Genomic DNA, 26,241 nt, shown 5'->3' on the forward strand with positions numbered 1-26,241 from the left:
AAACTCCAATGCCTGCACAACGAATAGAAAGGCGGGCGATTATACTTGGCGACTAGCGCATAACCAGCCCGCGGATGGATTATTTTCGACGGCGGCGCTTGCCAGTGGATTGGCCATGGGCGCGTTGTTTGGCCCTACGCTTTTGCGCAGCACGGGTATTTTTACGATTCTCAGGAATTTCTTTGGTTAAATCCGGCTCGTAACCTTCCAGCCATTGCTGTGGCAAACGCTCATCGAGAATGACCTCAATTTCTTCCAGCAGATATTCTTCCCCTAAACTCATCAGAGTAATCGCCAGCCCCGTTTGCCCTGCCCGCCCGGTACGGCCAATACGATGAATATAATCTTCGGCAATATAGGGCAAATCGAAATTAATCACGGTATTTAATGCCGGAATATCAATACCACGTGCCGCCACATCGGTTGCCACCAGCACCCGGGTATCACCACTGCGGAATTCCTCTAAAACACGCTCCCGGGCACCCTGAGATTTATCTCCATGAATGGCCTTGGTGACCAGCCCGTCTTTGCACATTTCTGCCGCCAAAGCATCCGCGCCTTGCTTGGTTTTGACAAAAATTAATACCTGATGCCAGTTTTTACTGCCGATCAAATGAGACACCAGTTCGCGCTTGCGGTCGGCATCCACAACATACACTTTTTGCTCAACCGTGGTTGCGGCGGTATTGCGGGCATCCACCTCAATCAGCTTCGGATCGCTAAGTAATTGTTTGCTGAGTTTAAAAATTTCGTCACTAAAAGTAGCGGAAAATAATAACGTCTGTCGCTCTTTTGGCAGGCGCTTCAGAATCTGCTGAATTTCATCCATAAACCCCATATCCAACATGCGGTCGGCCTCATCAAACACCAGCGTGTTTAACGCATCGAGATTGACGGCTTTTTTAAATAAAAAATCCAGAAGCCGCCCTGGCGTGGCAACTAATATATCCACGCCTTGTTTCAGTGCCTCCAGTTGTGGATTGAGACTCACACCACCATACGCCAGACCAACCTTCAACGACGAATGTTGTGCGTATTGCTCAAAGCTTTGATGCACTTGCTGTGCGAGTTCCCGGGTCGGTACCAGAATCAGCGCCCTAACCAGGCTATCAGGAGGCACTTCAGAAGAATCAGACGATGGTGCTTGCTGTAGCAGCTTATCAAGGATCGGCAAAGCAAACGCCGCCGTTTTTCCGGTACCGGTTTGCGCTCCTGCCATCACGTCATTACCCGACAATACAACAGGAATGGCCTGCTGCTGAATAGGAGTCGGCTGGGTGTAATTCAGCGCTTGTAACGCTTGTTGTAAAACGGGACTCAGCTGGGAAAAAGAAAAAGTCATAACCGGCGCTTTCAGAGTGAAAGCGCGCAGATTACCACATGATTAACTCTCAGCCGCTAATAACGCTTCAATATCGTCATCATCGGGTAAAGTGAAACTGGAGTTGGAATCCACTATGTTTCCATCACGATCAATCAGGTATTTGTAAAAATTCCATTTAGGCGCCACATCCTGGCGTGCCACCTCTTGGAATAAAGGATGGGCCTGATCACCACGAACCGGTACAGTCGATAGCATGGTAAAGCTGACGCCAAAGTTTTTAAAACAAATCTCAGCCGCTTTGCCTTCGTCTTTGTCTTCCTGGTCGAACGAGTCAGATGACACACCAATCACCACCAGGCCTTGATCTTTATACTTCTGATGGATCGCTTCAAGGTCGCCAAATTGATCGGTAAAGCCACAATGACTGGCGGTATTCACTAATAACACGGGCTTGCCCGCAGAAACCTCACATAAGTCGAGGATCTTTGAACTGTGCAGTTGCTTCATTTTGTGCTGGAAGATGTCCGGGCACTGGCCAGATTCGCCTTGTGCGAAGGATAGCTGGCTGATCAAACCGGCAACAACAAGGGTATTTATTCTCAGAAAACGCTTCATAAATCGACCTCCAAAACTATACACACCTTATACAACAGATTGATCGATGTCACCAGCGATGAACAACATCAAACGACCGTCTCTTTTGTCACCGCTTGATGGTCAGCCTGTTTTGTACTCACAATATTATGAGAAACCCTCTCAGGATTAGCAGGTTCTATCCATGAGGCCACCAATGGGTCGATACCGGGTTCTTCTTCAGATGTCGAGGCGTGGAGTTTTTTTAAGACATGCTCTTTAAACCATGGAGTAAACACCATAGCTATCAGCACTGGTACCGGAAAAAGCCACCAGAGGCTGTTTGTTAACTCACCAAACATGTTGGCAGTCATCATAAGGTCGAATCCTTTCGAATTGATATTTTTCTAATTATAAAAGGATGCCGATGGGCCCTGAAGGTAATTTTGCGACACAGTTCGATTAATTCGGGCCATATGTGCCATGAGAAAGTCGTATTTTGCTCAGTCCCTCAACAAAATACGACCGCCTCTATTTTTTAACCAACAAAGATCATTTTCGCCAGTAACAGGCCTGCAATCACCATCACACTGGTATTTAACTCATGTGCTTTGCCACCTAACAGTTTGGCACCGGCATAGGTAATGAAACCCAGCGTTACACCGTGTGCAATCGAGAACGTCAGCGGTGTCAGTAACAAAACCACAGCAACCGGAGCCGCTTCGGTTAAATCGTCCCACTCCACTTCTTTCAGCGTGAACATCATCAATACCGACACATAAAAAATGGCACCGGCGGTTGCATAAGCCGGAATCATGCCTGCCAGTGGCGCCAGGAAGATACTCAGCAGGAACAACACACCCACGGTTACTGCGGTTAGACCAGTACGACCACCCGCTGCCACACCGGACGCGGATTCAATATAACTGGTCGTGGTTGAAGTACCCAATGCTGCACCCGCAACGGTCGCCGAGCTATCAGCCAGTAATGCCCGACCCAAACGTGGAACCTTGCCATCCTGCTCAGCCAGTCCGGCACGCTGAGTCACCGCAATCAGAGTTCCGGAAGTATCAAACAAATCAACAAACAGAAAAGCAAAGATCACACTGACCATGGCCAGATCAAAGGCCGCTGCCAGATCCATTTGCATAAAGGTTGGCGCCAGAGATGGTGGCGCAGATACCACACCCGTGTATTCCACCTGCCCCGCCAACAAGCTGATCAGTGTCACCGCAAAGATGGATAACATCACGGCGCCCGGCACATTACGCTGAATCAGCGCAATAATCATAAAGAAGCCCACCAGCGCCATGCCCGGACCAAAGTCACCCAACTTACCAAGGCTCACCAACGTTGCCGGATGATCAACCACAATACCGGCATTTTTCAGTGCAATTAACGCCAGGAAAGCACCAATACCCGCCGCAATGGCTTTTTTAAGCGTCGCCGGTATCGCATTGATGATCCATTCCCGCACCTGAAATAAGCTCAGCGCAATAAAAATCAGCCCCGAGAAAAATACAGCGGCCAATGCGGTTTGCCAGCTGTGGCCCATACCCAGCACAACGCCGTAAGTGAAAAAAGCATTAAGACCCATACCCGGAGCCAACGCGACCGGCAGGTTGGCCCATAACCCCATGATAAAACAACCAATAGCGGCCGCGACACATGTCGCTACAAACACGGCTCCGTGATCCATCCCGGCATCGGCCAGCATTGCTGGATTAATAAAAATGATATAGGCCATGGTGAGGTAGGTTGTTACCCCTGCCAGGATTTCAGTTTTTGGATTGGTGCCGAAACGAGTCAGCTGGAAGAGTTTCTCGAGCATGGAAGGTTACTCAGATGATTAATATTTAACACCACGATTGTCCTGAAAAAGCCGGACTGTGGTCTGACCTTGGCCGGAGAATATAACGGAACGTAGCAAATCACCAAGAGCCAAACGTATTTTCCTGACCACTTTGGCAGGATTTGTTCAATTATTGCAATTTGCCGAGATACTCAGGCAGACGCGAGCACCGCCGTCAGTTAAACTACGCCGCTTTGTTTACAAGTAACACCCGGAGCCATTCATGAGCCGCTACAGTCAGGAAATTAAAGATGCCATTCGTACCGTACCGAACTGGCCAGAAGAAGGTGTCATGTTTCGCGACATTATGCCCCTGCTGCAAGACGCTCAGGTATTTCGCATGCTGATCGACAGCTTTGTTCACCGTTATCAGGGAATGCAACTGGATGCCATCGCCGCAATCGATGCGCGCGGTTTTATTCTGGGCGCGCCATTGGCATACGAGCTGGGCCTGAGCCTGGTTCCGGTTCGTAAAAAAGGAAAGCTACCCTTTGAAACCGTGACTCAGGATTACGACCTCGAATACGGCAGTGCCACCATTGAATTACACACCGATGCCTTTAAAGCCGGAGACCGCGTACTGGTAATGGACGATTTAATCGCCACCGGAGGCACCATGCTGGCGGCTTGTGAGCTGGTTCGTAAACTCGGCGCTGAAGTTGTGGAAACAGCGGCCATTATTGATTTGCCAGACTTAAAAGGTGGCAGCAAACTGCGTGAAGCGGGTTTTGATGTCTACGCCATCTGTGAATTTGACGGCCTGTAAGCAAACCAAACAACTCTTTACCTTTGAGCAAAGCCAATGACTATTCGCCACTTTGTGACTCATCACATCAGCAAAGAAAGCAACGATCCTGCGGCCACATTGCAATGCAGTGAGCACGAAGCGGACCTCGATAACGAACAAAGTGAGCGCTTTTATTCTCAGGCCACCAGCCAGCTGAAAGGCATCCTGACACAACGCGGCAGCAAGCGTTATGGTGCCTTTCACCCGGAAGTCACACTGGTGCGTGCTCAGATTCAGGACTGGAAAGGCGAGCGCCAGAGCTTTCTGGCCCTGACCCGGCGTATCAGTCAGCACTTTGCTAACAGCCTGGATAATACCCAATTTGCCATCGATGGTTATCTGGCCTTTATCTATGAAGAACTGGCCGACAGTGATCGCCTGTACCTGTTCCACCTGCGCCGCAAAACCAGTGTGTCGATTAATGCCGACATGACCTTAACTGAAACGCACTACATTGATTTTTCCAATACCGGCTTTGGCATGATGCTGAATCTGACCGACTGGCTGATACAGGAAGAAGCTAAGTACATCACGTTCAGCTACGGCCGCTCCGACAAACCAACTCAGAACCAATTTGCAGAATTTGTTGGGTTTACCGATACACTGGATACCGCCGCCGAAACCGAAGAGTTTTTGCAGATTGTTGACGAATTCAGCCAGAACTTACCGGCTGAACAAAGCTACGAATACAAAAGCAAAGTGGTTGATTATTGCATGGAGCAAGACAAACGTGGCGAGCCGGTCGATTTCACCGATCTGGCCGATTACGTTGAATCACAAATGGAGTCAAAGCCAGAATCCCGCAGCGGCGAAGACTTCTCACACTATATTGTTGAGAGACAAAAAGAACGCCAGGCCAGCAAGCCGGCACTCACACCCGAGCAAATGGCAGAACAAGGGGCATCCACCACCGATGTCGCCGAAGCGATTAAAACGGAATTAATTCCGGATCGTAAGAAATTAAAAAGTTTTATTCGCTACAGCGGTAAAAACAAAGACATCAGCCTGAGTTTTTCCGCTGCCATGCTGGAGCAGGATATTGTTTTTGATGGCGTCAATAACCGCCTGCAGATCAATAAGCTGCCGGAATCACTGGTCAAGCAACTGAAATCACGCGACAGCTCTGACTAATCGTTTAAAAGCTGAAAAATGTTTCAGCTTTTTTTACCGGCATTTTTGGCAATCCGTTCAACTACCCGGGAAGCTGCAACAAAACCAAAGGTGCCCGTGACCATAGTCGCGGCACCAAAGCCGGAGGAGCAATCCAGTCGAGTGCTGTCACCAGCGAAGGATTTGGTCTGGCACACACTGCCATCCGGCTGCGGATACGACAACTGCTCGGTAGAAAACACACAAGGAATGGAATAATTACGCGAAGGGTTGCGTGAAAAATTATATTCCCGGCGCAGCAAAGAACGTACTTTGCGCGCCAGCGGATCATTAAAGGTCTTATTTAAATCACCAATCTGAATCTGGGTCGGGTCACTCTGCCCTCCCGCAGCACCGGTTGTAATAATACGGATTTTATTACGTTTACAGTGTGCAATCAGTGCCGCTTTATTTTTTACGCTATCAATGCAATCAATCACATAATCCATACCTGGATGTATCAGCTCCTGCTGATTATTGGCGGTAACAAACGCCATTTTGGAATGCACCACAATATCCGGATGAATAGCTTTCAGGCGCTCAGCAACCGCATCTGTTTTTAACTGACCCACCGTATTATTCAGCGTATGAATCTGACGATTGGTATTGGTGACACAAATATCATCCATATCAATCAGCGTGATTTCACCAATGCCGGAGCGAGCCAATGCCTCCGCAGCCCAAGAACCTACACCACCAATTCCCACCACACATACGTGTGCTTGCTGTAGACGCAGTAAGCCATCAGCACCGTATAAACGGCCAATGCCACCAAAACGGTCCAGATAGTCATGAGATAAACTGGCAGGTGATAAAACAGGAGAAGATTCAGGAGGTACTGCGCTCATCAGGGTCTCAACAGCAGGAAACATCAGATAGCGCAGTATATCAGAATGGCATTTATACCGAAGGGGTGGCAGCAATTAACTGGGACTTCTGAGAGGCCACCTGAGGTTTTTTACGCAACCAACGTGCAGTTTGAGAAATACGACGTAAGCTGGGCTCACCGCTATCAAAAGCCTGCTGAATCGTTTGTAATTCAGATCGTGGCAGCGTGCCCATCAGACCGTGCTTCAATTCTGGAATCGGGGCAATACGCGCCGTTAATACAGCCACCATATCTCCAAGAAAATCCGCTGACAAACGTGCATGTTCATGATAATTGATGGTCAAAGAAACAAACTCACCTTCCTGGGCCAGAACAATCAGGTCATTTTTCTGCAGAGCCCCTTTGAACGCTGTCATAAAGTGCTCAAAGTCCTGGCCAACAAACACCGATTGATCCGTTACGACCGCCATCACATCCATCCATAATTGACGGAAACGACGCTGACTGATTTTGTCTTCCACTACCTTGAATTCAAGACGTTCCGGTAAGATTTGAGACTCTGCAGCAGAATCCTCCGTTGGCTGCACGTACAGTGCTGTCGCAAACCAGGGTTTGTCTAATGTTTCAAAAAAGCCGACTCCCTTCAGCTCTGCACTGCTGGCAACTGACGATAACGACAAGCCAACCACTAACCACAAAGCTTTGATTGCGTTCATTAATACACCTCAGATTTGAACGACGATTCAATAGGTTCACAACATACGGTATCACCTAACAATTAACTGTGATTCAGTTAACGTTTAACCACCATATTGTTTTTTTGGCGGAATATACAGAACTTACGTCAATCGGATGGCACAAAAATGACAAACTTATAGGTATTTCAGCAATGTCCATGCAGGCTATTGAAAAATGTTTCTGAGGAAGCCAGAACAAGGCAAAAATCAGCGAAAACGCGCAGTTTATAAGTAATAAATGAGCATTTTGAGCTGATTTTTAACGCCGTAATGGCAACGTAAGTAGTTTTTCAACAACCTGCTAGAGATTAATCAGTTGAATTCGATCAGATTGATCAATCAGGTCGCGGTAGAGTCGATCCTGCATTTCAGGCTTACGGATATCTTCCAGGGTTACACGCGCCAGAACCCGCATCATCAGTGTATTGATGCCTCCCCAACTGCTGGAAAGCGAACAATGCGCGGTAATATCACATTGGTGATTATCAACACTACACTCTGTCAGTGCGACTGGCCCTTCAAATGCCTGAACCACATCCAGAATCCGGATTTGTGACGGCGCTAACGCCAGACGATAGCCACCTTTTGAACCGCGCTGGGCAATCACCAGGCCACTGTCTGCCAGTGCTTTCATCACCTTGCGAACGGTTGGCAACGGCAAACCGGTAGAATCCACAAGATTCTCCGTCGATAATTTCACAGAGCCAGCGCGGGCCAGTTGATCCAGCACCACCACGCCATAATCGGTTAATTTGCCAATTTTCAGCATGTATTTTGAGGTCTTATTCGTGCAATAAAGTCAGAATGATAACACGAAGCATCTTCACAAATGTGCCGCCATGTTTTAGCGTTGCGCTCCTGACTTTAAAATCAATGCTTTAAGGAGAGATCCAGAATGCGCTCTACAGCCAATAAAATACTGGCGCTATTTACTCTGATGTCATCATTACTGATGACCCAGTTACAGGCAGAAGAAGCTGCGACAACAACAGCCGCTCCAACCAACAACGATGATCTGGTCGCGGTCGTGATTGAAACCAACCGTGGTGATATTGAGCTGTCTTTAAACCGCAGCAAGGCTCCGATCAGCGTTGACAACTTCCTGACCTATATCGAAGCGAAGCACTACGACGGCACTATTTTTCACCGCGTGATTCGTGACTTTATGATTCAGGGCGGTGGTTTTGATGAAAACATGATTCAGAAAGCCACCCTGCCACCGATTAAAAACGAGGCAAAAAATGGCCTGTTAAATCAACGCGGTAGTATCGCGATGGCGCGTACCAATTCTGTCGACAGCGCAACCAGTCAGTTTTTTATTAACGTGAAAAGCAACGACTTTCTGAACCATGGTTTCCGTGACTACGGTTACGCTGTGTTTGGCCAGGTCACTAAGGGAATGGATGTGGTCGATGCCATTGCAACCACTCAGACTGGCATGCGGGACGTGCCGGTAGAAGCCATTGTGGTTAAGACCATCAAGGTGCTTGAAAGCGAAAAAGCAGCTGCCAAATAAGCAATCAGGCCGCTTCTATGTTCCCTGTATGAGCAGATTTTGATATAAAGCCCGGTCAATTCAGCCCGTGTCTTTTCAGGAGCATTACCGGCCTATGCAAGACGTTTCCACGTTTGATCCAAACACATTCGACCCGACTGGCTCAGCAGCCTCAGCGGATAGCCAGCCAGCCGTGGTCGATGCGGAAAAAGAGCGCAAGCAGAAAACCAACTTTAATAAGTTGCAAAAGCGCTTGCGCCGCAATGTCGGTAAAGCCATCGAAGATTATAATATGATCGAAGAAGGCGATAAGATCATGGTGTGTCTGTCCGGCGGCAAAGACTCTTACACCATGCTCGACATTCTGATGAGCCTGCAGAAAAGCGCACCGGTTAAGTTTGACCTGGTCGCAGTAAACATGGATCAGAAGCAACCGGGCTTCCCGGAACATATCCTGCCTGCCTACCTCGACTCCGTTGGCGTTGATTATCATATCGTCGAAAAAGACACCTACAGCGTCGTTAAAGAAATCATCCCGGAAGGCAAAACCACCTGTGGTTTATGCTCACGCCTGCGCCGAGGCACACTGTATGGTTTTGCCGAGAAGATTGGTGCCAATAAAATTGCACTGGGCCATCACCGCGATGACATCATTGAAACCCTGTTCCTGAATATGTTTCATGGTGGCAAGCTCAAAGCCATGCCACCCAAATTATTAAGCGACGACAAAAAGCATGTGCTGATTCGCCCGCTGGCATATTGCAAAGAAAACGATATTGAGAAATTTGCTACAGCTAAGGAATTTCCGATTATTCCCTGCAACCTATGTGGCTCACAGGAGAACCTGCAGCGTCAGAACATCAAACACATGCTGGCGCAGTGGGATAAAGCCCATCCGGGGCGCAGTGAAAATATTTTTGCCGCCATCAGCAATGTGGCACCATCACAGCTAGCCGATGGTGAATTGTTTAATTTCCGTGAATTAGAGCAACAGCAGCAAGGCAGCCATTTAGGAATACGCCAGACCTTGCTGGATGTAGTGAATATTGATTGAGACTAAGGCTGAGCTACCGCTGCCTTATTGATGTGCCACTGCCTTATTAAATAGCAACGTGGCACCGCCTTATAAAGTACCACTAAACAACGTCGTGGTATTTAGCTTGTATTTTCCCGGCCCTTTCAGCAGCAGTGTCATGTCGTAACGCCGCTCGGTGGTGATATTTTCAGCCCGGGCGGTCAGCTTACAAAAACCCGGTTCAAGACTGGGTTTGGGCATTTCAATTTTTACCGCCAGATCTTTCGCCAGCTCTTCAACCTGAACCGTTGATACCGCCTGGGTTGGGGAACCGGCAATGCCTTTGCGTATCCACTGTAAATACAATTGATGGCGACCAGCCTGCTCAGTACGAATCACACGAATATAGCCTTCGCCGTCACTGGATTTCCACGGACACATGCGCTGTACCTGATCCATCCAGACCGGCATTTTATAAACCGCTTTCAGCACCTCATTCTCGCCATCAACCTTTTCACCCCCAGCATTTTCGCCAACAGCATCCTCGGCCCATGAGAATGGCACAGCCAGACTCAGTAGCAGCATCAAAACCAGAGGGTTACGCATCACTGTTTTACGTATAAAAGGATTACACATCAGAGCTTCCTGCGATTAAATAATACATCCAATAAGACTAGCATCTGCTGCGCTGAGCGCTTAATGATTATCAGCCCAGCGATGCATTGGTGGTTCGCCGGTGTCCCAAGCGGGCTTGTCGTAGGCAATGGCGATGACGTAATAGGTTTCCAGTCCTTTAGGTAGCATCACCTCAACCTCTTCCTCCAGCGCTTTGCCCATAAGCCCACGCGCCAACGGTGCATCGACACTGATATAACCCCGTTTCAGGTCGATCTCGTCTTCACCGACAATTCGATAACGGTATAACTCTTCAGCATCATCTTCCAGTTCAATCCAGGCACCAAAATACACCTTATCCGCATTGGCAGGCTTGCGATCAACAACCGTCAGCGCTTCCAGTCGTTTGCGTAAGAACCGCAACCGGCTATCAATCTGGCGCAAACGTTTTTTGCCATAGATATATTCGGCATTTTCGGAGCGATCCCCCAACTTAGCGGCATCCGACACCTGCTGAGTAACGCGCGGACGTTCTTCACGCCAAAGGTAATCGTGCTCCTGTTGCAGCAGCTGCTCACCTTCCGGAGTGATCAACAGGCTACGTTTGGGCAATGGTTTTTTGGTGGTATCAGTCATACATCAGAGGCCGTCATCGCATCGCAATAAATGCATGCGAGAGTACTTTTTTGATTTCATATAATTCAGAGAATGATCAAGCGTAGTGCAAAATTTGCCTTAGGTATACTGTTGCTGATAGCAGGCATCATTATTACTCCATTACCCATCCCGCTAGGCCTGATCAGTATCCTGATGGGGCTTTCATTATTGATCAGCGTTGCACCTCCGCTTCGTAACTGGCTGATTTTACTACGAAAGAGATTCACTACGGTGTCTCAGACCTTAACCCGGCTGCGCCAGCATCTGCCCCGCTTTCTGCAACATGTGATTGATGAAACAGATCCTGACAAAACAAACACCAAATGGTAATTATTATCATTTACAAAATAAATTGGATCGTTTACATTCTCTTTGTGCTTATTTGAGTGTTGACCCGAACACAGGAGATAAACAATGGAAAATTACATCAGTGGTCTGGCCGGTGTTATGTTGATTGGCTTTTGTATTACCGTTCTGACATTGCCGGTCTGATTGCACCACTGGCAAAGTAACATGAAGAAAAGAACCCTCTTCTTCCAATATCAGATATAAAAAAACCGCCCTGCTGTCATCCAACAGGGCGGTTTTTTATTGACTGAAGGTAACTTACCAGCCAGTCACTTCTTTCAGTGCATCACCGATCTGAGCCAGAGAGCGCACAGTTTTAACACCAGCGTCTTCCAGAGCAGCAAACTTCTCATCAGCAGTACCTTTACCACCAGAGATAATGGCACCAGCGTGACCCATACGCTTACCTTTTGGTGCGGTAACACCAGCAATGTAAGAAACCACTGGCTTGGTTACGTTAGCTTTGATGTAAGCTGCTGCTTCTTCTTCAGCAGTACCACCAATTTCACCAATCATAACAATGGCTTCAGTTTGCGGATCGTTCTGGAACAGCTCCAGAATGTCGATAAAGTTAGAACCCGGGATTGGGTCACCACCGATACCAACACAGGTAGACTGGCCAAAGCCGTAATCAGTAGTCTGCTTAACCGCTTCATAAGTCAGAGTACCGGAACGGGAAACGATACCCACTTTACCAGGCAGGTGAATGTGACCCGGCATAATACCGATCTTACATTCTCCCGGAGTGATTACGCCCGGGCAGTTAGGACCAACCAAACGCACACCCAGCTCATCACACTTCACTTTACATTCCAGCATATCCAGAACCGGGATGTGCTCAGTGATACATACGATCAGCTTGATACCTGCGTTTGCAGCTTCCAGGATAGAATCCTTACAGAAAGGTGCTGGTACGTAGATAACAGAAGCGTCTGCGCCAGTGGCTTCAACCGCTTCAGCAACCGTGTTGAATACTGGTAAACCCAGGTGCTCAGTGCCACCTTTGCCTGGCGTTACACCGCCAACCATTTGTGTGCCATAAGCAATTGCTTGCTCAGAGTGGAAAGTACCCTGACCGCCAGTGAAACCCTGACAGATAACTTTGGTGTCTTTATTAATTAAAACTGACATGTCTTAGTTCCCCGCTGCCTTAACCGCTTGTTCTGCAGCGTCAGTCAGACTGGTTGCTGCGATAATATCCAGACCAGATTCAGACAGAACCTGTTTACCCAGATCAGCGTTAGTACCTTCCAGGCGAACCACCACAGGAACGTTCACACCTACTTCTTTAACGGCACCGATGATGCCTTCTGCGATCATGTCACAACGTACGATACCGCCGAAGATGTTCACCAGAACACACTTCACTTTTTCATCAGACAAAATCAGTTTGAATGCATGAGCAACACGTTCTTTGGTTGCACCGCCACCCACGTCCAGGAAGTTAGCCGGGAAACCACCGTGCAATGCAACGATATCCATAGTACCCATTGCCAGGCCAGCACCGTTAACCATACAGCCGATGTTGCCATCCAGCGCTACGTAGTTCAGGTCCCATTCAGCCGCTTCTGCTTCACGAGCATCTTCCTGAGAAGGATCGTTCATAGCAGCAACTTCTTTCTGGCGGTACAGAGAGTTACCATCAACACCCAGCTTAGCGTCCAGACAGTGCAGATCACCGTCTTCTTTAATCACCAGAGGGTTGATTTCGATCAGCGCTAAATCTTTATCCTGGAACAATTGTGCCAGGCCCATGAAGATTTTAGTGAACTGCTTGATCTGATCGCCTTTCAGGCCCAGCTTAAACGCCAGCTCACGGCCCTGATATGGCTGTGCACCGGTTAACGGGTCAATTTCGGCTTTCAGAATTTTTTCTGGTGTTTCTTCTGCAACTTTCTCAATTTCCACACCACCTTCAGTCGATGCCATAAAGACAACACGACGAGTCGCACGGTCAACAACCGCACCCAAGTACAGTTCATCAGCGATATCGGTCAGGCTTTCAACCAGAATACGGCTAACAGGCTGGCCGTTTTCATCTGTCTGGTACGTTACCAGGTTTTTACCTAACCAGTTTTCTGCAAATTCTTTAATTTCTTCGCGAGAAGAAACCAGCTTAACACCGCCCGCTTTACCGCGACCGCCGGCATGCACCTGAGCTTTAACAACCCACTTGTCACCGCCAATTTCGTCAGCTGCTGCTACAGCTTCTTCCGCAGTCTTAGCTGCCACACCTTTCGATACTGGCAGACCGTACTGCGCAAAAAGCTGTTTACCCTGATATTCGTGAAGGTTCATCGCTTTCGTCCTGTTTCTTGTATTTCACCGGGGATGACCCGGTAGCCATAGTTAACCCTGAGCCCGATTGTGTCAGTTGTTACTGAAAGTTCAGTATCACAGGGGTATAAAGTAAGGCCCGGATCACCGGGCCCATACTTAATTTTTAATCGTTTATTTTTTCTTCGGTTTACGATTCGCTTTATGAATCGCAGCGTTATTGACAGCTAATGCTGCTTCATGAACCGCTTCCGAGATGCTTGGGTGAGCAAACACCATCATGCCAACGTCTTCAGCCGTAGAGCCAAACTCCATTGCCACAACAATTTGCTGAACCAGGTCACCGGCATTCGGGCCAATCACGCTACAACCTAAAATACGATCGGTTTCAGCATCAGCAACGACTTTTACAAAGCCATCGGTATCTGCCGCCGCCATCGCACGACCATTCGCCGCGAACGGGAACATGCCTACATTGTAGGATTCTCCAGCGGCTTTCAATTCGTCTTCAGTCTTACCTACCCAGGCAATTTCAGGGTGAGTGTAGATAACAGATGGAATTACGTCATAGTTCAGCTGTGCTTTATGGCCAGCGATACGCTCAGCAACCATGACACCTTCTTCAGAAGCTTTGTGTGCCAGCATTGGACCACGTACCACGTCACCAATGGCATAAACGCCAGGAGCATCGGTTGCACAGTGTTCATTGACGAAAATGAAGCCACGTTCATCCAGGTTTACACCACTATCGCCAGCCAGCAGACCTTCGGTGTATGGACGACGACCAACAGCAACAATCAGCTTATCGAAGGTTTCAGACTTTTCACCTTCGCTGTCCTGGAAAGTAACAGTCACTTCGCTGCCTTTGACTTCAGAACCGGTGACACGCGCGCCTACGCGAATATCCATGCCTTGTTTGGTGAACAGTTTCTTGGCTTCTTTGGCAACCGTCTGGTCGACCAGGTGCAAGAAATTGTCCTGGGCTTCCAGAACCACAACCTCAGAACCTAAACGGCCCCAAACACTGCCTAATTCCAGACCAATAACACCCGCACCAATCACACCCAGGCGCTTAGGTACTTCGGTGAATTCCAGCGCGCCGGTTGAATCAACAATGATGTCATCCGTCTTAGGAGCCGGTGGGATATCAACCGGTACGGAACCGGTAGCAATAATCACGTTCTCAGTATCGAGCGTTTCGGTAACACCCGCATGATTAGTGAACTCAACCTTTTTACCCGCCAGGACTTTACCGGTACCTTCAAGCGGAGTAACGCCATTGGCTTTGAAAAGCGTCGCAACACCCATGGTCAGATTTTTAACGATCTGATCTTTACGCTGCAACATGTCAGCAATATTAATGCTGACATCACCAGTACTGATGCCATGCAAAGAGAATTTCTCTTTTGCTTCTTCATACTTATGCGACGTATCCAGCAACGCCTTGGATGGAATACAGCCGACATTCAGGCAAGTTCCACCAAATACAGCCTTACCTTCTTTGTTAATCCACTTGTCGATACAAGCAGTTTCAAGGCCAAGCTGGGCACAACGGATAGCTGCTACATAACCGGCGGGACCACCACCGATAACAACAACATCAAACTTTTTACTCATTTAAAAATTCCTTAAAAACTATCCGATTAAATGTCTAACAGCAGACGAGCTGGATCTTCCAGTAACTCTTTGATGGTTACCAGGAACTGCACAGCTTCTTTGCCATCGATCATACGGTGATCATAAGACAGCGCCAGATACATCATAGGCAGGATAACCACTTCACCATCAACCGCCATTGGGCGCTCCTGGATTTTGTGCATACCCATAATAGCGGTTTGTGGTGGGTTCAGAATTGGCGTCGACATCAGAGAGCCAAAAATACCACCATTAGAAATCGTGAAGGTACCACCCTGCATTTCTTCAATGCCCAGTTTACCGTCACGTGCACGCTTACCGAAATCCGCAATAGTACTTTCAATTTCGGCTAATCCCATACCGTCAGTATCACGCAATACAGGAACTACTAAGCCACGATCCGAGGAAACCGCAACACCGATATCCTGATAACCATGGTAAACCATGTCATTACCATCAATGGATGCGTTCACTGCCGGGAAGCGTTTCAGTGCTTCAGTAGCCGCCTTAGTGAAGAACGACATAAAGCCCAGTTTTACACCGTGTGCTTTTTCGAAACGATCTTTGTACTTAGCACGCAGCTCCATGACTGGCTTCATGTTAACTTCGTTGTAAGTCGTTAACATGGCTGCGTTTTGCTGCGCTTCAACCAGACGGCGTGCAATGGTGGCACGCAGACGCGTCATTGGAACGCGCTTTTCAATGCGCTCGCCCGCTGGCAGGTTCAATGCCGGAGCAGCCGGAGCCGCTGCTTTTGGTGCCGCTGGCGCCGGAGCTGCTGGTGCCGCCGGAGCAGACTTCAGATGGTTCTGAACGTCTTCTTTCGTAATACGACCACCCTTGCCAGTCCCTTTTACATCCGCCAGGTTAATGCCTTTTTCGTCGGCCAGTTTGCGTGCAGCAGGACCAGCAATCGCATCATCACTGGATTCAGAAGCAGCCGCTTCTTCTGCAGCTGGTGCTGCCGGAGCAGCTTCTGCTACATCACCTTCAACAAATACAGCCAATACTTCATCACTCAGAACCACATCCCCTTCTTCTTTCAGGATGTTTTTCAGAGAACCATTAGCCGGTGCAACCACCTCTAAAACAACTTTGTCAGTTTCAATATCGACAATCAGCTCATCTCGCTGGATCGCTTCACCCGGCTGCTTGTGCCAGGTTGCTACTGTGCCGTCGGCAACAGATTCAGGAAAAGTGGGTGCCTTAATTTCGATGCTCATTGATAATTTTCCTTAGTATTCCTGCGATTAGCCCTGAAGCCCTAAAGCATCACGGATTAATTGTTCTTGTTGCTCCAGGTGGAGCGCCATATAACCAGCAGCGGGTGAAGCCGAAGCATCACGACCTGCATATTCTAGATGTAATGTGTTTTTAATAGCGGCGACAGCACGACGCATATGATGCTGACTGCTGTACCAAGCGCCCATGTTCATTGGCTCTTCCTGTACCCAGAACACTTCTTCCATATTAGTGAACTTCTTCAGAACTTCACCCAGGTCGTCAGCCGGGAACGGATACAGCTGTTCGATACGAACAATCGCCACATCATCAATACCTTCGGCACGACGACGCTCTAACAGGTCGTAATAAACCTTGCCCGAACACATGGCGACACGCTTGACCTTTGCCGGATCCAGTTCATCAATTTCATCCAGAACTGTCTGAAAATGACCATCAGCCAGCTCTTCCAGCGTACTGGTTGCCAGCTTGTGACGTAATAAGCTCTTAGGCGACATGACTACCAATGGCTTACGCAGTGGGCGAATCACCTGACGACGCAACATGTGATACACCTGCGCCGGTGTAGACGGCACACAGATCTGAACATTATGTTCAGCACACAACTGCAGATAACGCTCTAAACGAGCTGAGGAGTGCTCAGGCCCCTGGCCTTCATAACCGTGTGGCAACAGCATGGTCAAACCACACAAGCGGCTCCACTTGTGCTCACCAGAAGAAATAAACTGGTCGAATACCACCTGAGCACCGTTAGCGAAGTCACCAAACTGAGCTTCCCAGATAACCAATGCACCTGGGGTGGTGGTCGCATAGCCGTATTCGAATGCCAGCACTGCTTCTTCCGACAGGGTGGAGTCGTAAAGATCAAACGCTGGCTGATCGTCTTTCAGGTTGCGCAATGGGGTATAGGCTTCACCATCTTTTTGATTGTGCAGCACCGCGTGGCGGTGAGAGAAGGTACCACGACCAACGTCCTGACCCGTCATACGTACCTGGTGGCCTTCATCCAGCAGCGTCGCATACGCCATGGTTTCGGCGAAGCCCCAGTTGATTGGCATCGCACCAGCGGCCATCTTACGACGGTCTTCAAGGATTTTGCTGACCTGACGTTGCACAGCAAAGCCGTCTGGCACTTCAAGTTGCTTGGTCGCCAGTTCCTGCATTCGCTTCAGATCAAACGAAGTATCCGCTTTAGCCGTCCATTCGTGACCGATATAAGGAGACCAGTCAACAAACAGCTCTTCATTCGGCTCTTTCACCAGACTTTTGGCAACATGCAAGCCATTATCCAGTGCATTACGGTATTCTTCTTCCAGATCCTTGGACTGAGCCTGATCCAGTACACCTTCAGCAATCAACTTAGTCGCGTATAAATCACGGGTGGTTTTTTGCGACTTAATCTTAGAGTACATCAGTGGCTGAGTACCGGATGGTTCATCCGCCTCGTTGTGACCGCGGCGGCGATAACACACCAGGTCAATCACGATGTCTTTTTTGAACTCATTGCGGTAATCAACCGCCAGCTGAGTCACAAACAAAACCGCTTCCGGATCATCACCGTTCACATGCAGAATCGGTGCTTCAACGATTTTTGCTACATCGGTGCAATATTCGGTAGAGCGGTTATCGTCACGACGAGAGGTAGTGAAACCCACCTGGTTGTTAATCACAATATGAATCGTGCCGCCGGTTTTATAAGCACGAGTCTGTGATAACTGGAAGGTTTCCATCACAACGCCCTGACCCGCGAAGGCCGAGTCACCATGAATCAATACCGGAACAACTTTTTCACCGGTTTGGTCTTCACGACGATCCTGACGTGCGCGTACAGAACCCTCAACTACCGGAGAAACAATCTCCAGGTGAGATGGGTTAAATGCCAATGCCAAATGCACTTCGCCGCCAGAGGTCATCACGTTTGATGAGAAGCCCTGGTGGTATTTCACATCACCGTGAGACTCAAACGTAGTCTTGCCGTCAAATTCGTCGAACAGATCGGAGGTTTTTTTACCCAGGGTGTTGATCAGGGTATTCAAACGACCACGGTGCGCCATACCGATAACAATTTCTTTGGCACCGTAGGTTCCGGAACGCTGAATCAGTTCATCCATCAGAGGAATTAAGCTTTCACCGCCTTCCAGACCAAAACGCTTCACACCCGGGTAACGAGAACCCAGATATTTTTCCAGACCTTCACCCGCAGTCAGGCGTTCCAGCAAATGTAATTTAACTTCGTCACCGAATTTAGGATGTGCACGAACACTCTCAAGACGCTGCTGGAACCAGCGCTGCTCTGCTGTGTTGACGATATGCATGTACTCTGAGCCTACAGTACCGCAGTAGGTTGATTCCAGAGCATCAATAATTTCTTTCAGAGAGGCTTCTTCCTGGCCAATAAACAGCGAACCTGTCTGGAAGCTGGTATCCATATCAGCCTGAGAAAGCCCATGAAAATGAAGATCCAGATCGGGAACCTGTTCACGCTCCATCAACGCCAGAGGATCCAGCTGTGCGTGCTGGTGACCACGACCCCGGTAAGCGTTGATCAGCTGTAATACCTGAACCTGCTTACGGTCAAAATCGGAACTGACGCTGGCTTGCGATGCCGGACGTGAACGACCCTGATTTTTGGAGATTAGAAGAAATTGTTCCCGAATGGGCTTGTGAGGAGTGTCGACGGAAGTATTCTCGTCAACGCGTGGAAGTTGATCAAAATAACTGCGCCATTCTTCTGGCACTTCATTAGGATCGCGGAGATAGGTTTCGAAGAGCTCTTCCACGTAAGCAACGTTGCCACCTGCCAGTTGCGAGGTGCTCCAAAGTTGCTCCATTGTCTGCTCGTGCATGTTGTACGACCACCCTGTTTTAACTTAAAACGAGGGATTCACCTGCAGAAAGCACGTACCGACTCATTACGCTTGAAAACGATATGCGAAAGGACCAACCGGATAGGTTGTAATGCCTCTGAGTTGAACCGGGGATGCCCCGTTCCCTCAACTAAAAACCAGCTTAGTTAAAAATAGCGCTTTGTGGGCGCTATTTTTGAAAAAATGTTAACGTAAGTGGACTGTGTGTCCAGTCCAACTTACGTCTAATACCACATGGTCGGTCTGTGGTAGCCCTTACAACTGCTGACTTAACAGCATGTCGCGGATATGACCAATAGCCCGGGTCGGGTTCAGACCTTTCGGGCATACATTGACACAATTCATGATTCCACGGCAACGGAAAACGCTGAATGGATCACTCAAAGCTGCCAATCTTTCGTCAGTTTTGGTGTCGCGGCTGTCCGCCAGGAAGCGGTAAGCCTGTAACAGGCCAGAAGGACCAACGAACTTGTCCGGATTCCACCAGAAAGAAGGACACGCAGTTGAACAACATGCACACAGAATACACTCGTACAGGCCGTCCAGCTTTTCACGCTCTTCCGGTGACTGCAGACGCTCAATAGCCGGAGCCGGCTTATCGTTCTGCAGGAATGGTTGAATCTTCTCGAACTGCTGATAGAACATGCTCATGTCGATCACCAGGTCACGAATAACCGGCAGACCAGGCAGAGGACGCAATACCAACTTGTCCATCTTACCTTTCGTAGCTTCCGAGATTGGCGTGATACATGCGAGGCCGTTTTTGCCATTGATGTTCATACCATCGGAACCACACACACCCTCACGACAAGAGCGACGGTAAGCAACCGTTGGGTCCTGTTCTTTAACCAGAGCCAATACATCGAGAATCATCAGATCCTTGTTACCAGGAATTGCGATGTCGTAATCCTGCATGTATGGCGCTTCATCTTTTTCAGGATTGTAGCGATAAATACTAACTAACACGGTTTACTCCCTATTAATAAGTACGGACTTTTGGCGGGAACGCTGGAACTGTCTTCGGAGCGAAGTTCACATCACGCTTGCCAATTGTCTTGGTTTCAGGGAAATACAGAGAGTGGCACAGCCAGTTCTCATCATCACGTTCAGTGAAGTCATTACGAGCATGAGCACCACGTGATTCTTTACGCTCAATCGCAGCAACAGCGGTTGCGTAAGCGGTTTCAAACAGGTTATCCAGCTCCAGAGCTTCGATGCGAGCCGTGTTAAACGGACCACTCTTATCATCCAGAACCGTGTTCTTAACGCGCTTACCGATTTCGTTAAGCATCGCCAGACCTTTTTCCATGCTGTCGCCTTCACGGAATACACCGAAGTACAGCTGCATGGTTTTTTGCAGATCAGCACGAACTTCCGCAACTTTCTCACCAGTTGATGCGTTATTCAGGCGATCCAGACGTGCCATTGCACGCTCAATGTCTTCATCCGTTGGGTCAACAAAGTCGAAGCCTTCATCAAAGCTCTTCTCAACCTGCAGACCAACCGCACGACCAAATACCACCAGGTCAAGCAGCGAGTTACCACCCAGACGGTTAGCACCGTGAACCGATACACAAGCAATCTCACCCGCTGCATACAGGCCTTCAACCACAACATCGTTGCCGTTTTCGTCTTGCGTCAGCGCCTGACCACCAATATTGGTTGGTACACCACCCATCATGTAGTGACAGGTTGGAACAACCGGGATTGGCACCTTAACTGGATCCGCGTGAGCGAATGTACGGGATAATTCCAGAATACCCGGCAGCTTAGCGTTCAGGGTTTCTTCACCCAAGTGATCCAGCTTCAGGAATACGTGATCGCCGTCTTCACCACAACCACGGCCTTCCAGAATTTCCAGAACCATAGAACGGGCAACAACGTCACGACCGGCTAAGTCTTTGGCGTTTGGCGCATAACGCTCCATGAAGCGTTCGCCGTCTTTGTTGATCAGGTAACCACCTTCACCACGACAACCTTCGGTTACCAGTACACCTGCACCCGCAATACCCGTTGGGTGGAACTGCCACATTTCCATGTCCTGCATAGGAACACCGGCACGCAGCGCCATGCCAACACCGTCACCAGTGTTAATCAGAGCATTGGTAGTCGACTGATAAATACGGCCCGCACCACCCGTTGCCAGAACGGTAGCCTTGGCTTTGATGTAAACGGTTTCGCCAGATTCGATATCAATGGCGATAACACCAGCCACCTGACCTTTTGCGTTTTTCACCAGGTCTACGGCATACCACTCATTCAGGAAGGTAGTACCGCCTTTCAGGTTGCCTTGATACAGAGCGTGCAACAGCGCGTGACCGGTACGGTCAGCCGCAGCACAAGTACGGGCAGCCTGAGTTGGATTATCAGGACCTTTAGACTGGCCACCGAAAGGACGCTGATAGATACGGCCATTCTCAAAACGAGAGAAAGGCAGACCCATGTGTTCCAGTTCGAATACCGCCTGAGGGCCTACAGAACACATGTATTCGATCGCGTCCTGGTCACCGATGTAGTCGGAACCTTTGACGGTATCGTACATGTGCCAGCGCCAATCATCGTTTGGATCAGCAGAAGCGATTGCACAGGTAATACCACCCTGCGCGGATACAGTATGAGAACGGGTTGGGAAAACTTTGGTTACACACGCAGTTTTAATACCCGCTTCAGTTAATTGCAGTGCAGCACGCATGCCTGCACCACCACCACCAATTACGATGGCATCGAAAGACATGGTTTTAATTTTAGACATGACTTACACACCCCACAGAATGTCGATACCCCAAACCAGGTATACAAACAACGCGCCTGCACACACCAGTTGGAAAGCAAAACGAATACCGGCTGCTTTCAGGTAATCCGTTGAAATGGTCCACATACCTACCCAGGCGTGCGCGCACAAAGAAATCAGCGCCGCCATGGAAAATACTTTCATCCAGGTTTGTGCAAACAGACCCTGCCATTGAGCAAACTGCAAATCAGGGGAAGCAATCAGAAAGCCCAGTAAAAACAGAGTGTAAAGGGCAAGGATGACGGCAGATAAACGCTGCACCACCCAATCGTACAGGCCGCTACGGCCTAAGTTAGTGACACTTGCTACCATACCCAAACTCCCGCAAGAACGATTACGATCACGCCAGCTACCAGAGTTATCATGGCACCAGTACGACCGCCTTCTTTGGTTTCACCAATTCCCATATCCATCAACAGGTGTTTAATACCCGCTACAAAGTGGTAGCCCAGTGCAGACAAAATGCCCCAGGTGATGAACTTAACCAGACCATTATCAAACGCAGCAGTGAAAGCAGCGAAGCTTTCAGCAGATTCCAGAGATGCGTCCAGAGCACACAGCATAAATGCCACAGCAACGAACAGAATCACACCTGAAATACGGTGCAGGATGGAGGCCTTGGCAGGAAGTGGGAGCTCCATAGTAGTCAGATCTAGATTTATAGGTCTATTGCTATTCACGGCTCTTCTACACTCTCATTTCGGTTTCATTAGGGAGCAGACTCTCACACACATTGGTGGAGAAAACCCCGGCTAAAACACAGGCTTATGAAAACAACCATCTTCATGTACAGGTATTGTACAAGTTTCTGGTTGCGACAAATTATAGTCACCCGCCGATTGATTTACAAACCCTGACGACTCCGGATATCAAATCCACTTGACCATGGTAGTAATACTTATCGAGGGGCTGGCAACTATACTAGACCCTGCTGAGAGTAACACCCGACCGCTAGGTAATTGACAAACGAAGTTCAGAACCTATAGTTGTGCCCTTTATTTTGAGGTCACGCCTTATTTATAAGGTTTAAATTCGAACAACCAGGAGGCCAGTATGGCTGACAAAAAAGCAACATTGAAAGTTGATGGCGTTGAGGAAACTCTGGAGCTGCCGGTATATGAAGGCACTTTAGGTCCTGACGTAGTTGACGTCCGTAGTTTGACCGGCAAAGGCCTGTTCACCTATGACCCTGGCTTCGTATCCACCGCTGCCACTGAATCTAAAATCACCTTTATTGATGGTGGCAAAGGCGTTTTACTGCACCGCGGATATCCGATTGATCAATTAGCAGAGAAGTCCGATTACCTGGAAACCTGCTACCTGTTACTGCATGGCGAACTGCCAACCGCTGAGCAAAAAGAAACTTTTGTCAGCACCATTAAGAACCACACCATGGTTCACGAACAACTGAGCCACTTCTTCAATGGCTTCCGCCGTGACGCTCACCCAATGGCCATCATGTGTGGTGTTGTGGGTGCTTTATCTGCGTTCTATCACGACTCAACCGATATCTCTAATGAGTCGCACCGCATGATTTCTGCGCATCGTTTAATTGCGAAAATGCCAACATTGGCAGCTATGGTTTACAAATACTCCATCGGCCAGCCTTTCATGTTCCCGCGCAACGATCTGAGCTACTCCGAAAACTTCCTACACATGATGTTTAACACGCCATGTGAAGAAAAAGAGATCAGCCCGGTACTGGCAAAAGCCATGGACCGCATCTTCCTGCTGCACGCTGACCACGAGCAAAACGCTTCTACGTCGACTGTACGCCTGGCTGGTTCAACCGGTGCTAACCCATTCGCTTGTATCGCTTCTGGTATTGCCGCACTGTGGGGACCTGCTCACGGTGGTGCTAACGAAGCCGTACTGAACATGCTGAATGAAATTGGTGATGAGTCCAACATCGACCAATTCATCGAAAAAGCGAAAGACAAGAACGATCCGTTCCGCCTGATGGGCTTTGGTCACCGTGTTTACAAAAACTTCGACCCTCGCGCCAAGGTTATGAAACAAACCTGCGACGAAGTTCTGGCTGAGCTGGGCATGGAAAACGATCCTCTGCTGAAGATCGCCATGAAGCTTGAGAAAATTGCTACCGAAGACGAATACTTCGTTAAACGTGGTCTGTACCCGAATGTAGATTTCTACTCCGGTATCATCCTGAAAGCGATTGGTATCCCAACTGAGATGTTCACCGTGATTTTCGCGACTGGCCGTACTCCAGGCTGGATCGCTCACTGGAACGAGATGATCAGCAGCGACTACCGTATCGGTCGTCCGCGTCAGCTGTACACTGGCCACCAGAAGCGTGACTACCCTGCAAAGTAAAATCTGCAAAGTAAAAGCCATCTGCCTGAAACGTCATAACGAATCAGGCTAGATACTTTAAAAAAACCGCTACTGTTCGTAAACAGCAGCGGTTTTTTTATACCTGCAAAAAATAAGGTAATTACCGTTGTTATGCGACAAGACTCAACTATCCTTTAGTCAGTAAAAACTGATGGAATGATTATGAGCTCTGTAGAACGCCACACTCTGGTTGGATCTTCTAGCGCAGCACAAGGTGAGCCAGACTGGAGCCAGATTGGTGAAACTCTGGCGATGCTGGCTTTAGCAATTGCCCAGATTGACACATCACTTCACGAAGGCAACCAATCGGTTGATCAATTGACCAGTAGCTTTACCGCTATGGCCAATAACACTCAAAAAATTCTTGAGCTGAGCCAGCACGAAAAAATCAACTCGGATATTGCCCCCATTGCTCAGGAAGTTAACAGCGAAATTCAACAGGCGGTTATTGCTTTCCAGTTTTACGATCGCTTAACTCAGCGACTGGAGCACGTTGGAGAAAGCCTTGAGCGCATGGGTCACCTGATGGCGAATGCTAAAGAGCGTTATCAGCCGGAATCCTGGCGCTCTTTACAGAATCACATCAAAGGCAACTACACCATGGAAGCCGAACGCCTGATGTTTGAACACATTATGGCGGGCAATTCCGTGGCTGAAGCGCTTGAAATTTATCACCACAATTTCGAAAAAGATGGTGATGAAACCTTTGGCACCGACGACGAAATTGAACTGTTCTGAAGTTCAAAAATCAGCCAATATCCAACTCATCTCCCACACACATCTTCTCAACATCATAGTCGATGGCATTGATACCAAAAATCATTTTGCCATCGACCAAGCAGTCTTTTCTTAGAACAGATAACACATCTTTTTCCCGCTCCAAAGTTTGCAAGTCTCGGGTTGGAATAACACAGCGCTCACAGGGTTTTACCAACTTTAGCGTTCCTTGCAATAAATTCAGGCGCTGCCATTTCAATTCTGAAAAGGCCACAAGCTCCTCTCCGGACACAACCACGTTCGGGCGAAAACGCTCAACTGCCATCGGGCGATCAATTTTTTCACTGAAATAATCGAGGCTTGCCTGATTCACCACCAGCAAGGGATAACCATCGGCAAAACCGACATAACGTCCGACTTCTGCTCGTTTCAAACTCACCTGACGCTGACTATCTTCAGGCAACATCACCAAGCGACAGCGGCGCCCTAAAAAGCCTGACAACCATTCAGACACCTCATTCCCACAGTCCAGTGCTTCCAATGAATCCTTCCAGACCGTCACCTCAATCCGCTGAGATAATGACTGCAGCTCAACCTGACACTGCCCTGTCTCAGTGCTCAGATTAATTGCCTGCATCTGACCCGCTTCATTCCAAACAATGTCCGGCTGAATATTGGCCATCTGTGGCAACTGACGCTGAGAAAGAAACTTCCCGCGCTCATCCACCAGCATAAAACGACGATCTCCTTGTGGGCCAAACCGATCAAACACCAGTGACTCCACCGGAACCGGCGCACAGGATTTAATGGGATAAATAAACAACTGGGAAATATGCATAACGCAGAACCACTTCAAGGTATATCAGATCAGGAATATGACAAAAAATGTGAAACTCACACTCACTTCAGAAATCAGCCAGTTTTGTTCGGTACACTCCAGAAAACAGCAGTAACTCAAACAATAATGGCTCGACAG

Annotated in this window: 26 protein-coding genes; 7 read left to right on the forward strand and 19 right to left on the reverse strand. The window is 48.6% G+C overall.

Features of this window, described 5'->3' with window-relative positions; translation table 11 throughout:
* Positions 1-79: 79 nt before the first annotated feature.
* The 4 genes from KFF03_RS10505 to KFF03_RS10520 form a co-directional block, all read right to left on the reverse strand.
* Positions 80-1,342 carry a DEAD/DEAH box helicase gene (locus KFF03_RS10505; RefSeq protein WP_255856847.1) on the reverse strand — a complete coding sequence of 421 codons (1,263 nt, stop codon included), beginning with the start codon at positions 1,340-1,342 and terminating at the stop codon, positions 80-82.
* A gap of 42 nt (positions 1,343-1,384) precedes the next feature.
* Positions 1,385-1,939 (reverse strand): glutathione peroxidase, encoded by a 555-nt coding sequence (locus tag KFF03_RS10510; protein ID WP_255856848.1) that lies wholly within the window; start codon positions 1,937-1,939, stop codon positions 1,385-1,387.
* 68 nt (positions 1,940-2,007) lie between these two features.
* The gene (locus KFF03_RS10515) at positions 2,008-2,274 is read right to left on the reverse strand and encodes a hypothetical protein (protein ID WP_255856849.1); all 267 of its coding nucleotides are present in this window, start codon (positions 2,272-2,274) and stop codon (positions 2,008-2,010) included.
* 161 nt (positions 2,275-2,435) lie between these two features.
* The gene (locus KFF03_RS10520) at positions 2,436-3,728 is read right to left on the reverse strand and encodes an NCS2 family permease (RefSeq protein ID WP_255856850.1); all 1,293 of its coding nucleotides are present in this window, start codon (positions 3,726-3,728) and stop codon (positions 2,436-2,438) included.
* 244 nt (positions 3,729-3,972) lie between these two features.
* On the opposite strand from KFF03_RS10520, the gene KFF03_RS10525 reads away from it, so the two are divergent.
* Both KFF03_RS10525 and KFF03_RS10530 read left to right on the forward strand, forming a co-directional pair.
* Entirely contained in the window at positions 3,973-4,515 is a 543-nt protein-coding gene (locus KFF03_RS10525) for an adenine phosphoribosyltransferase (protein WP_255856851.1), read from the forward strand.
* A 36-nt stretch (positions 4,516-4,551) separates the two neighbouring features.
* Positions 4,552-5,667: a nucleoid-associated protein gene (locus tag KFF03_RS10530; protein ID WP_255856852.1), complete on the forward strand. Its 1,116-nt coding sequence runs from the start codon at positions 4,552-4,554 to the stop codon at positions 5,665-5,667.
* Between the two features lie 23 nt (positions 5,668-5,690).
* Here KFF03_RS10530 and tcdA read toward each other — a convergent pair whose 3' ends face one another.
* The 3 genes from tcdA to KFF03_RS10545 form a co-directional block, all read right to left on the reverse strand.
* Positions 5,691-6,533: a tRNA cyclic N6-threonylcarbamoyladenosine(37) synthase TcdA gene (tcdA, locus tag KFF03_RS10535; RefSeq protein WP_255856854.1), complete on the reverse strand. Its 843-nt coding sequence runs from the start codon at positions 6,531-6,533 to the stop codon at positions 5,691-5,693.
* Between the two features lie 52 nt (positions 6,534-6,585).
* Entirely contained in the window at positions 6,586-7,230 is a 645-nt protein-coding gene (locus KFF03_RS10540) for a hypothetical protein (protein ID WP_255856855.1), read from the reverse strand.
* A gap of 322 nt (positions 7,231-7,552) precedes the next feature.
* Positions 7,553-8,020, reverse strand: a complete 468-nt coding sequence (locus KFF03_RS10545) for an SUF system Fe-S cluster assembly regulator (protein ID WP_255856856.1) — start codon at positions 8,018-8,020, stop codon at positions 7,553-7,555.
* A 183-nt stretch (positions 8,021-8,203) separates the two neighbouring features.
* Between KFF03_RS10545 and KFF03_RS10550 the strand changes: the two genes are divergently transcribed.
* Positions 8,204-8,767, forward strand: coding sequence for a peptidylprolyl isomerase (locus KFF03_RS10550; RefSeq protein WP_370647478.1), 564 nt, complete (start codon positions 8,204-8,206; stop codon positions 8,765-8,767).
* Positions 8,768-8,861: 94 nt separating this feature from the next.
* On the forward strand, positions 8,862-9,800 hold the full coding sequence (ttcA, locus tag KFF03_RS10555) for a tRNA 2-thiocytidine(32) synthetase TtcA (RefSeq protein ID WP_255856857.1): 939 nt from the start codon (positions 8,862-8,864) through the stop codon (positions 9,798-9,800).
* Positions 9,801-9,869: 69 nt separating this feature from the next.
* Here ttcA and KFF03_RS10560 read toward each other — a convergent pair whose 3' ends face one another.
* On the reverse strand, positions 9,870-10,397 hold the full coding sequence (locus tag KFF03_RS10560) for a hypothetical protein (RefSeq protein WP_255856858.1): 528 nt from the start codon (positions 10,395-10,397) through the stop codon (positions 9,870-9,872).
* Positions 10,398-10,457: 60 nt separating this feature from the next.
* Positions 10,458-11,012 (reverse strand): transcription elongation factor GreB, encoded by a 555-nt coding sequence (greB, locus tag KFF03_RS10565; protein ID WP_255856859.1) that lies wholly within the window; start codon positions 11,010-11,012, stop codon positions 10,458-10,460.
* Positions 11,013-11,084: 72 nt separating this feature from the next.
* Between greB and KFF03_RS10570 the strand changes: the two genes are divergently transcribed.
* Entirely contained in the window at positions 11,085-11,363 is a 279-nt protein-coding gene (locus KFF03_RS10570; RefSeq protein ID WP_255856860.1) for a hypothetical protein, read from the forward strand.
* Positions 11,364-11,639: 276 nt separating this feature from the next.
* On the opposite strand, the gene sucD is transcribed toward KFF03_RS10570, so the two are convergent.
* The 9 genes from sucD to sdhC all read right to left on the reverse strand — a co-directional run bounded on the left by sucD (position 11,640) and on the right by sdhC (position 22,873).
* The gene (sucD, locus tag KFF03_RS10575) at positions 11,640-12,512 is read right to left on the reverse strand and encodes a succinate--CoA ligase subunit alpha (RefSeq protein WP_255856861.1); all 873 of its coding nucleotides are present in this window, start codon (positions 12,510-12,512) and stop codon (positions 11,640-11,642) included.
* A 3-nt stretch (positions 12,513-12,515) separates the two neighbouring features.
* Entirely contained in the window at positions 12,516-13,679 is a 1,164-nt protein-coding gene (gene sucC / locus KFF03_RS10580) for an ADP-forming succinate--CoA ligase subunit beta (protein WP_255856862.1), read from the reverse strand.
* Positions 13,680-13,832: 153 nt separating this feature from the next.
* Positions 13,833-15,275: a dihydrolipoyl dehydrogenase gene (gene lpdA / locus KFF03_RS10585; protein WP_255856863.1), complete on the reverse strand. Its 1,443-nt coding sequence runs from the start codon at positions 15,273-15,275 to the stop codon at positions 13,833-13,835.
* A 26-nt stretch (positions 15,276-15,301) separates the two neighbouring features.
* On the reverse strand, positions 15,302-16,516 hold the full coding sequence (gene odhB, locus KFF03_RS10590; protein ID WP_255856864.1) for a 2-oxoglutarate dehydrogenase complex dihydrolipoyllysine-residue succinyltransferase: 1,215 nt from the start codon (positions 16,514-16,516) through the stop codon (positions 15,302-15,304).
* Between the two features lie 27 nt (positions 16,517-16,543).
* The gene (locus KFF03_RS10595) at positions 16,544-19,381 is read right to left on the reverse strand and encodes a 2-oxoglutarate dehydrogenase E1 component (protein WP_255856865.1); all 2,838 of its coding nucleotides are present in this window, start codon (positions 19,379-19,381) and stop codon (positions 16,544-16,546) included.
* A gap of 276 nt (positions 19,382-19,657) precedes the next feature.
* Positions 19,658-20,368: a succinate dehydrogenase iron-sulfur subunit gene (locus KFF03_RS10600; RefSeq protein WP_255856866.1), complete on the reverse strand. Its 711-nt coding sequence runs from the start codon at positions 20,366-20,368 to the stop codon at positions 19,658-19,660.
* A gap of 13 nt (positions 20,369-20,381) precedes the next feature.
* Complete coding sequence (gene sdhA, locus KFF03_RS10605; protein WP_255856867.1) at positions 20,382-22,154, reverse strand: succinate dehydrogenase flavoprotein subunit; 1,773 nt, start codon at positions 22,152-22,154, stop codon at positions 20,382-20,384.
* 3 nt (positions 22,155-22,157) lie between these two features.
* A complete protein-coding gene (sdhD, locus tag KFF03_RS10610; protein WP_255856868.1) occupies positions 22,158-22,505 on the reverse strand; it encodes a succinate dehydrogenase, hydrophobic membrane anchor protein in 348 nt (115 codons plus the stop codon).
* Entirely contained in the window at positions 22,499-22,873 is a 375-nt protein-coding gene (gene sdhC, locus KFF03_RS10615; RefSeq protein ID WP_255856870.1) for a succinate dehydrogenase, cytochrome b556 subunit, read from the reverse strand. The genes sdhD and sdhC overlap by 7 nt, the downstream gene beginning before the upstream one ends.
* Positions 22,874-23,246: 373 nt before the next feature.
* Between sdhC and gltA the strand changes: the two genes are divergently transcribed.
* Positions 23,247-24,527 carry a citrate synthase gene (gltA, locus tag KFF03_RS10620; RefSeq protein ID WP_255856871.1) on the forward strand — a complete coding sequence of 427 codons (1,281 nt, stop codon included), beginning with the start codon at positions 23,247-23,249 and terminating at the stop codon, positions 24,525-24,527.
* A 183-nt stretch (positions 24,528-24,710) separates the two neighbouring features.
* Positions 24,711-25,286 (forward strand): hypothetical protein, encoded by a 576-nt coding sequence (locus KFF03_RS10625; RefSeq protein ID WP_255856872.1) that lies wholly within the window; start codon positions 24,711-24,713, stop codon positions 25,284-25,286.
* A gap of 10 nt (positions 25,287-25,296) precedes the next feature.
* On the opposite strand, the gene KFF03_RS10630 is transcribed toward KFF03_RS10625, so the two are convergent.
* Entirely contained in the window at positions 25,297-26,103 is an 807-nt protein-coding gene (locus KFF03_RS10630; protein WP_255856873.1) for an MOSC domain-containing protein, read from the reverse strand.
* Between the last annotated feature and the right edge of the window lie 138 nt (positions 26,104-26,241).

The organism is Bacterioplanoides sp. SCSIO 12839 (assembly GCF_024397975.1).
Taxonomy (GTDB): domain Bacteria; phylum Pseudomonadota; class Gammaproteobacteria; order Pseudomonadales; family Oceanobacteraceae; genus Bacterioplanoides.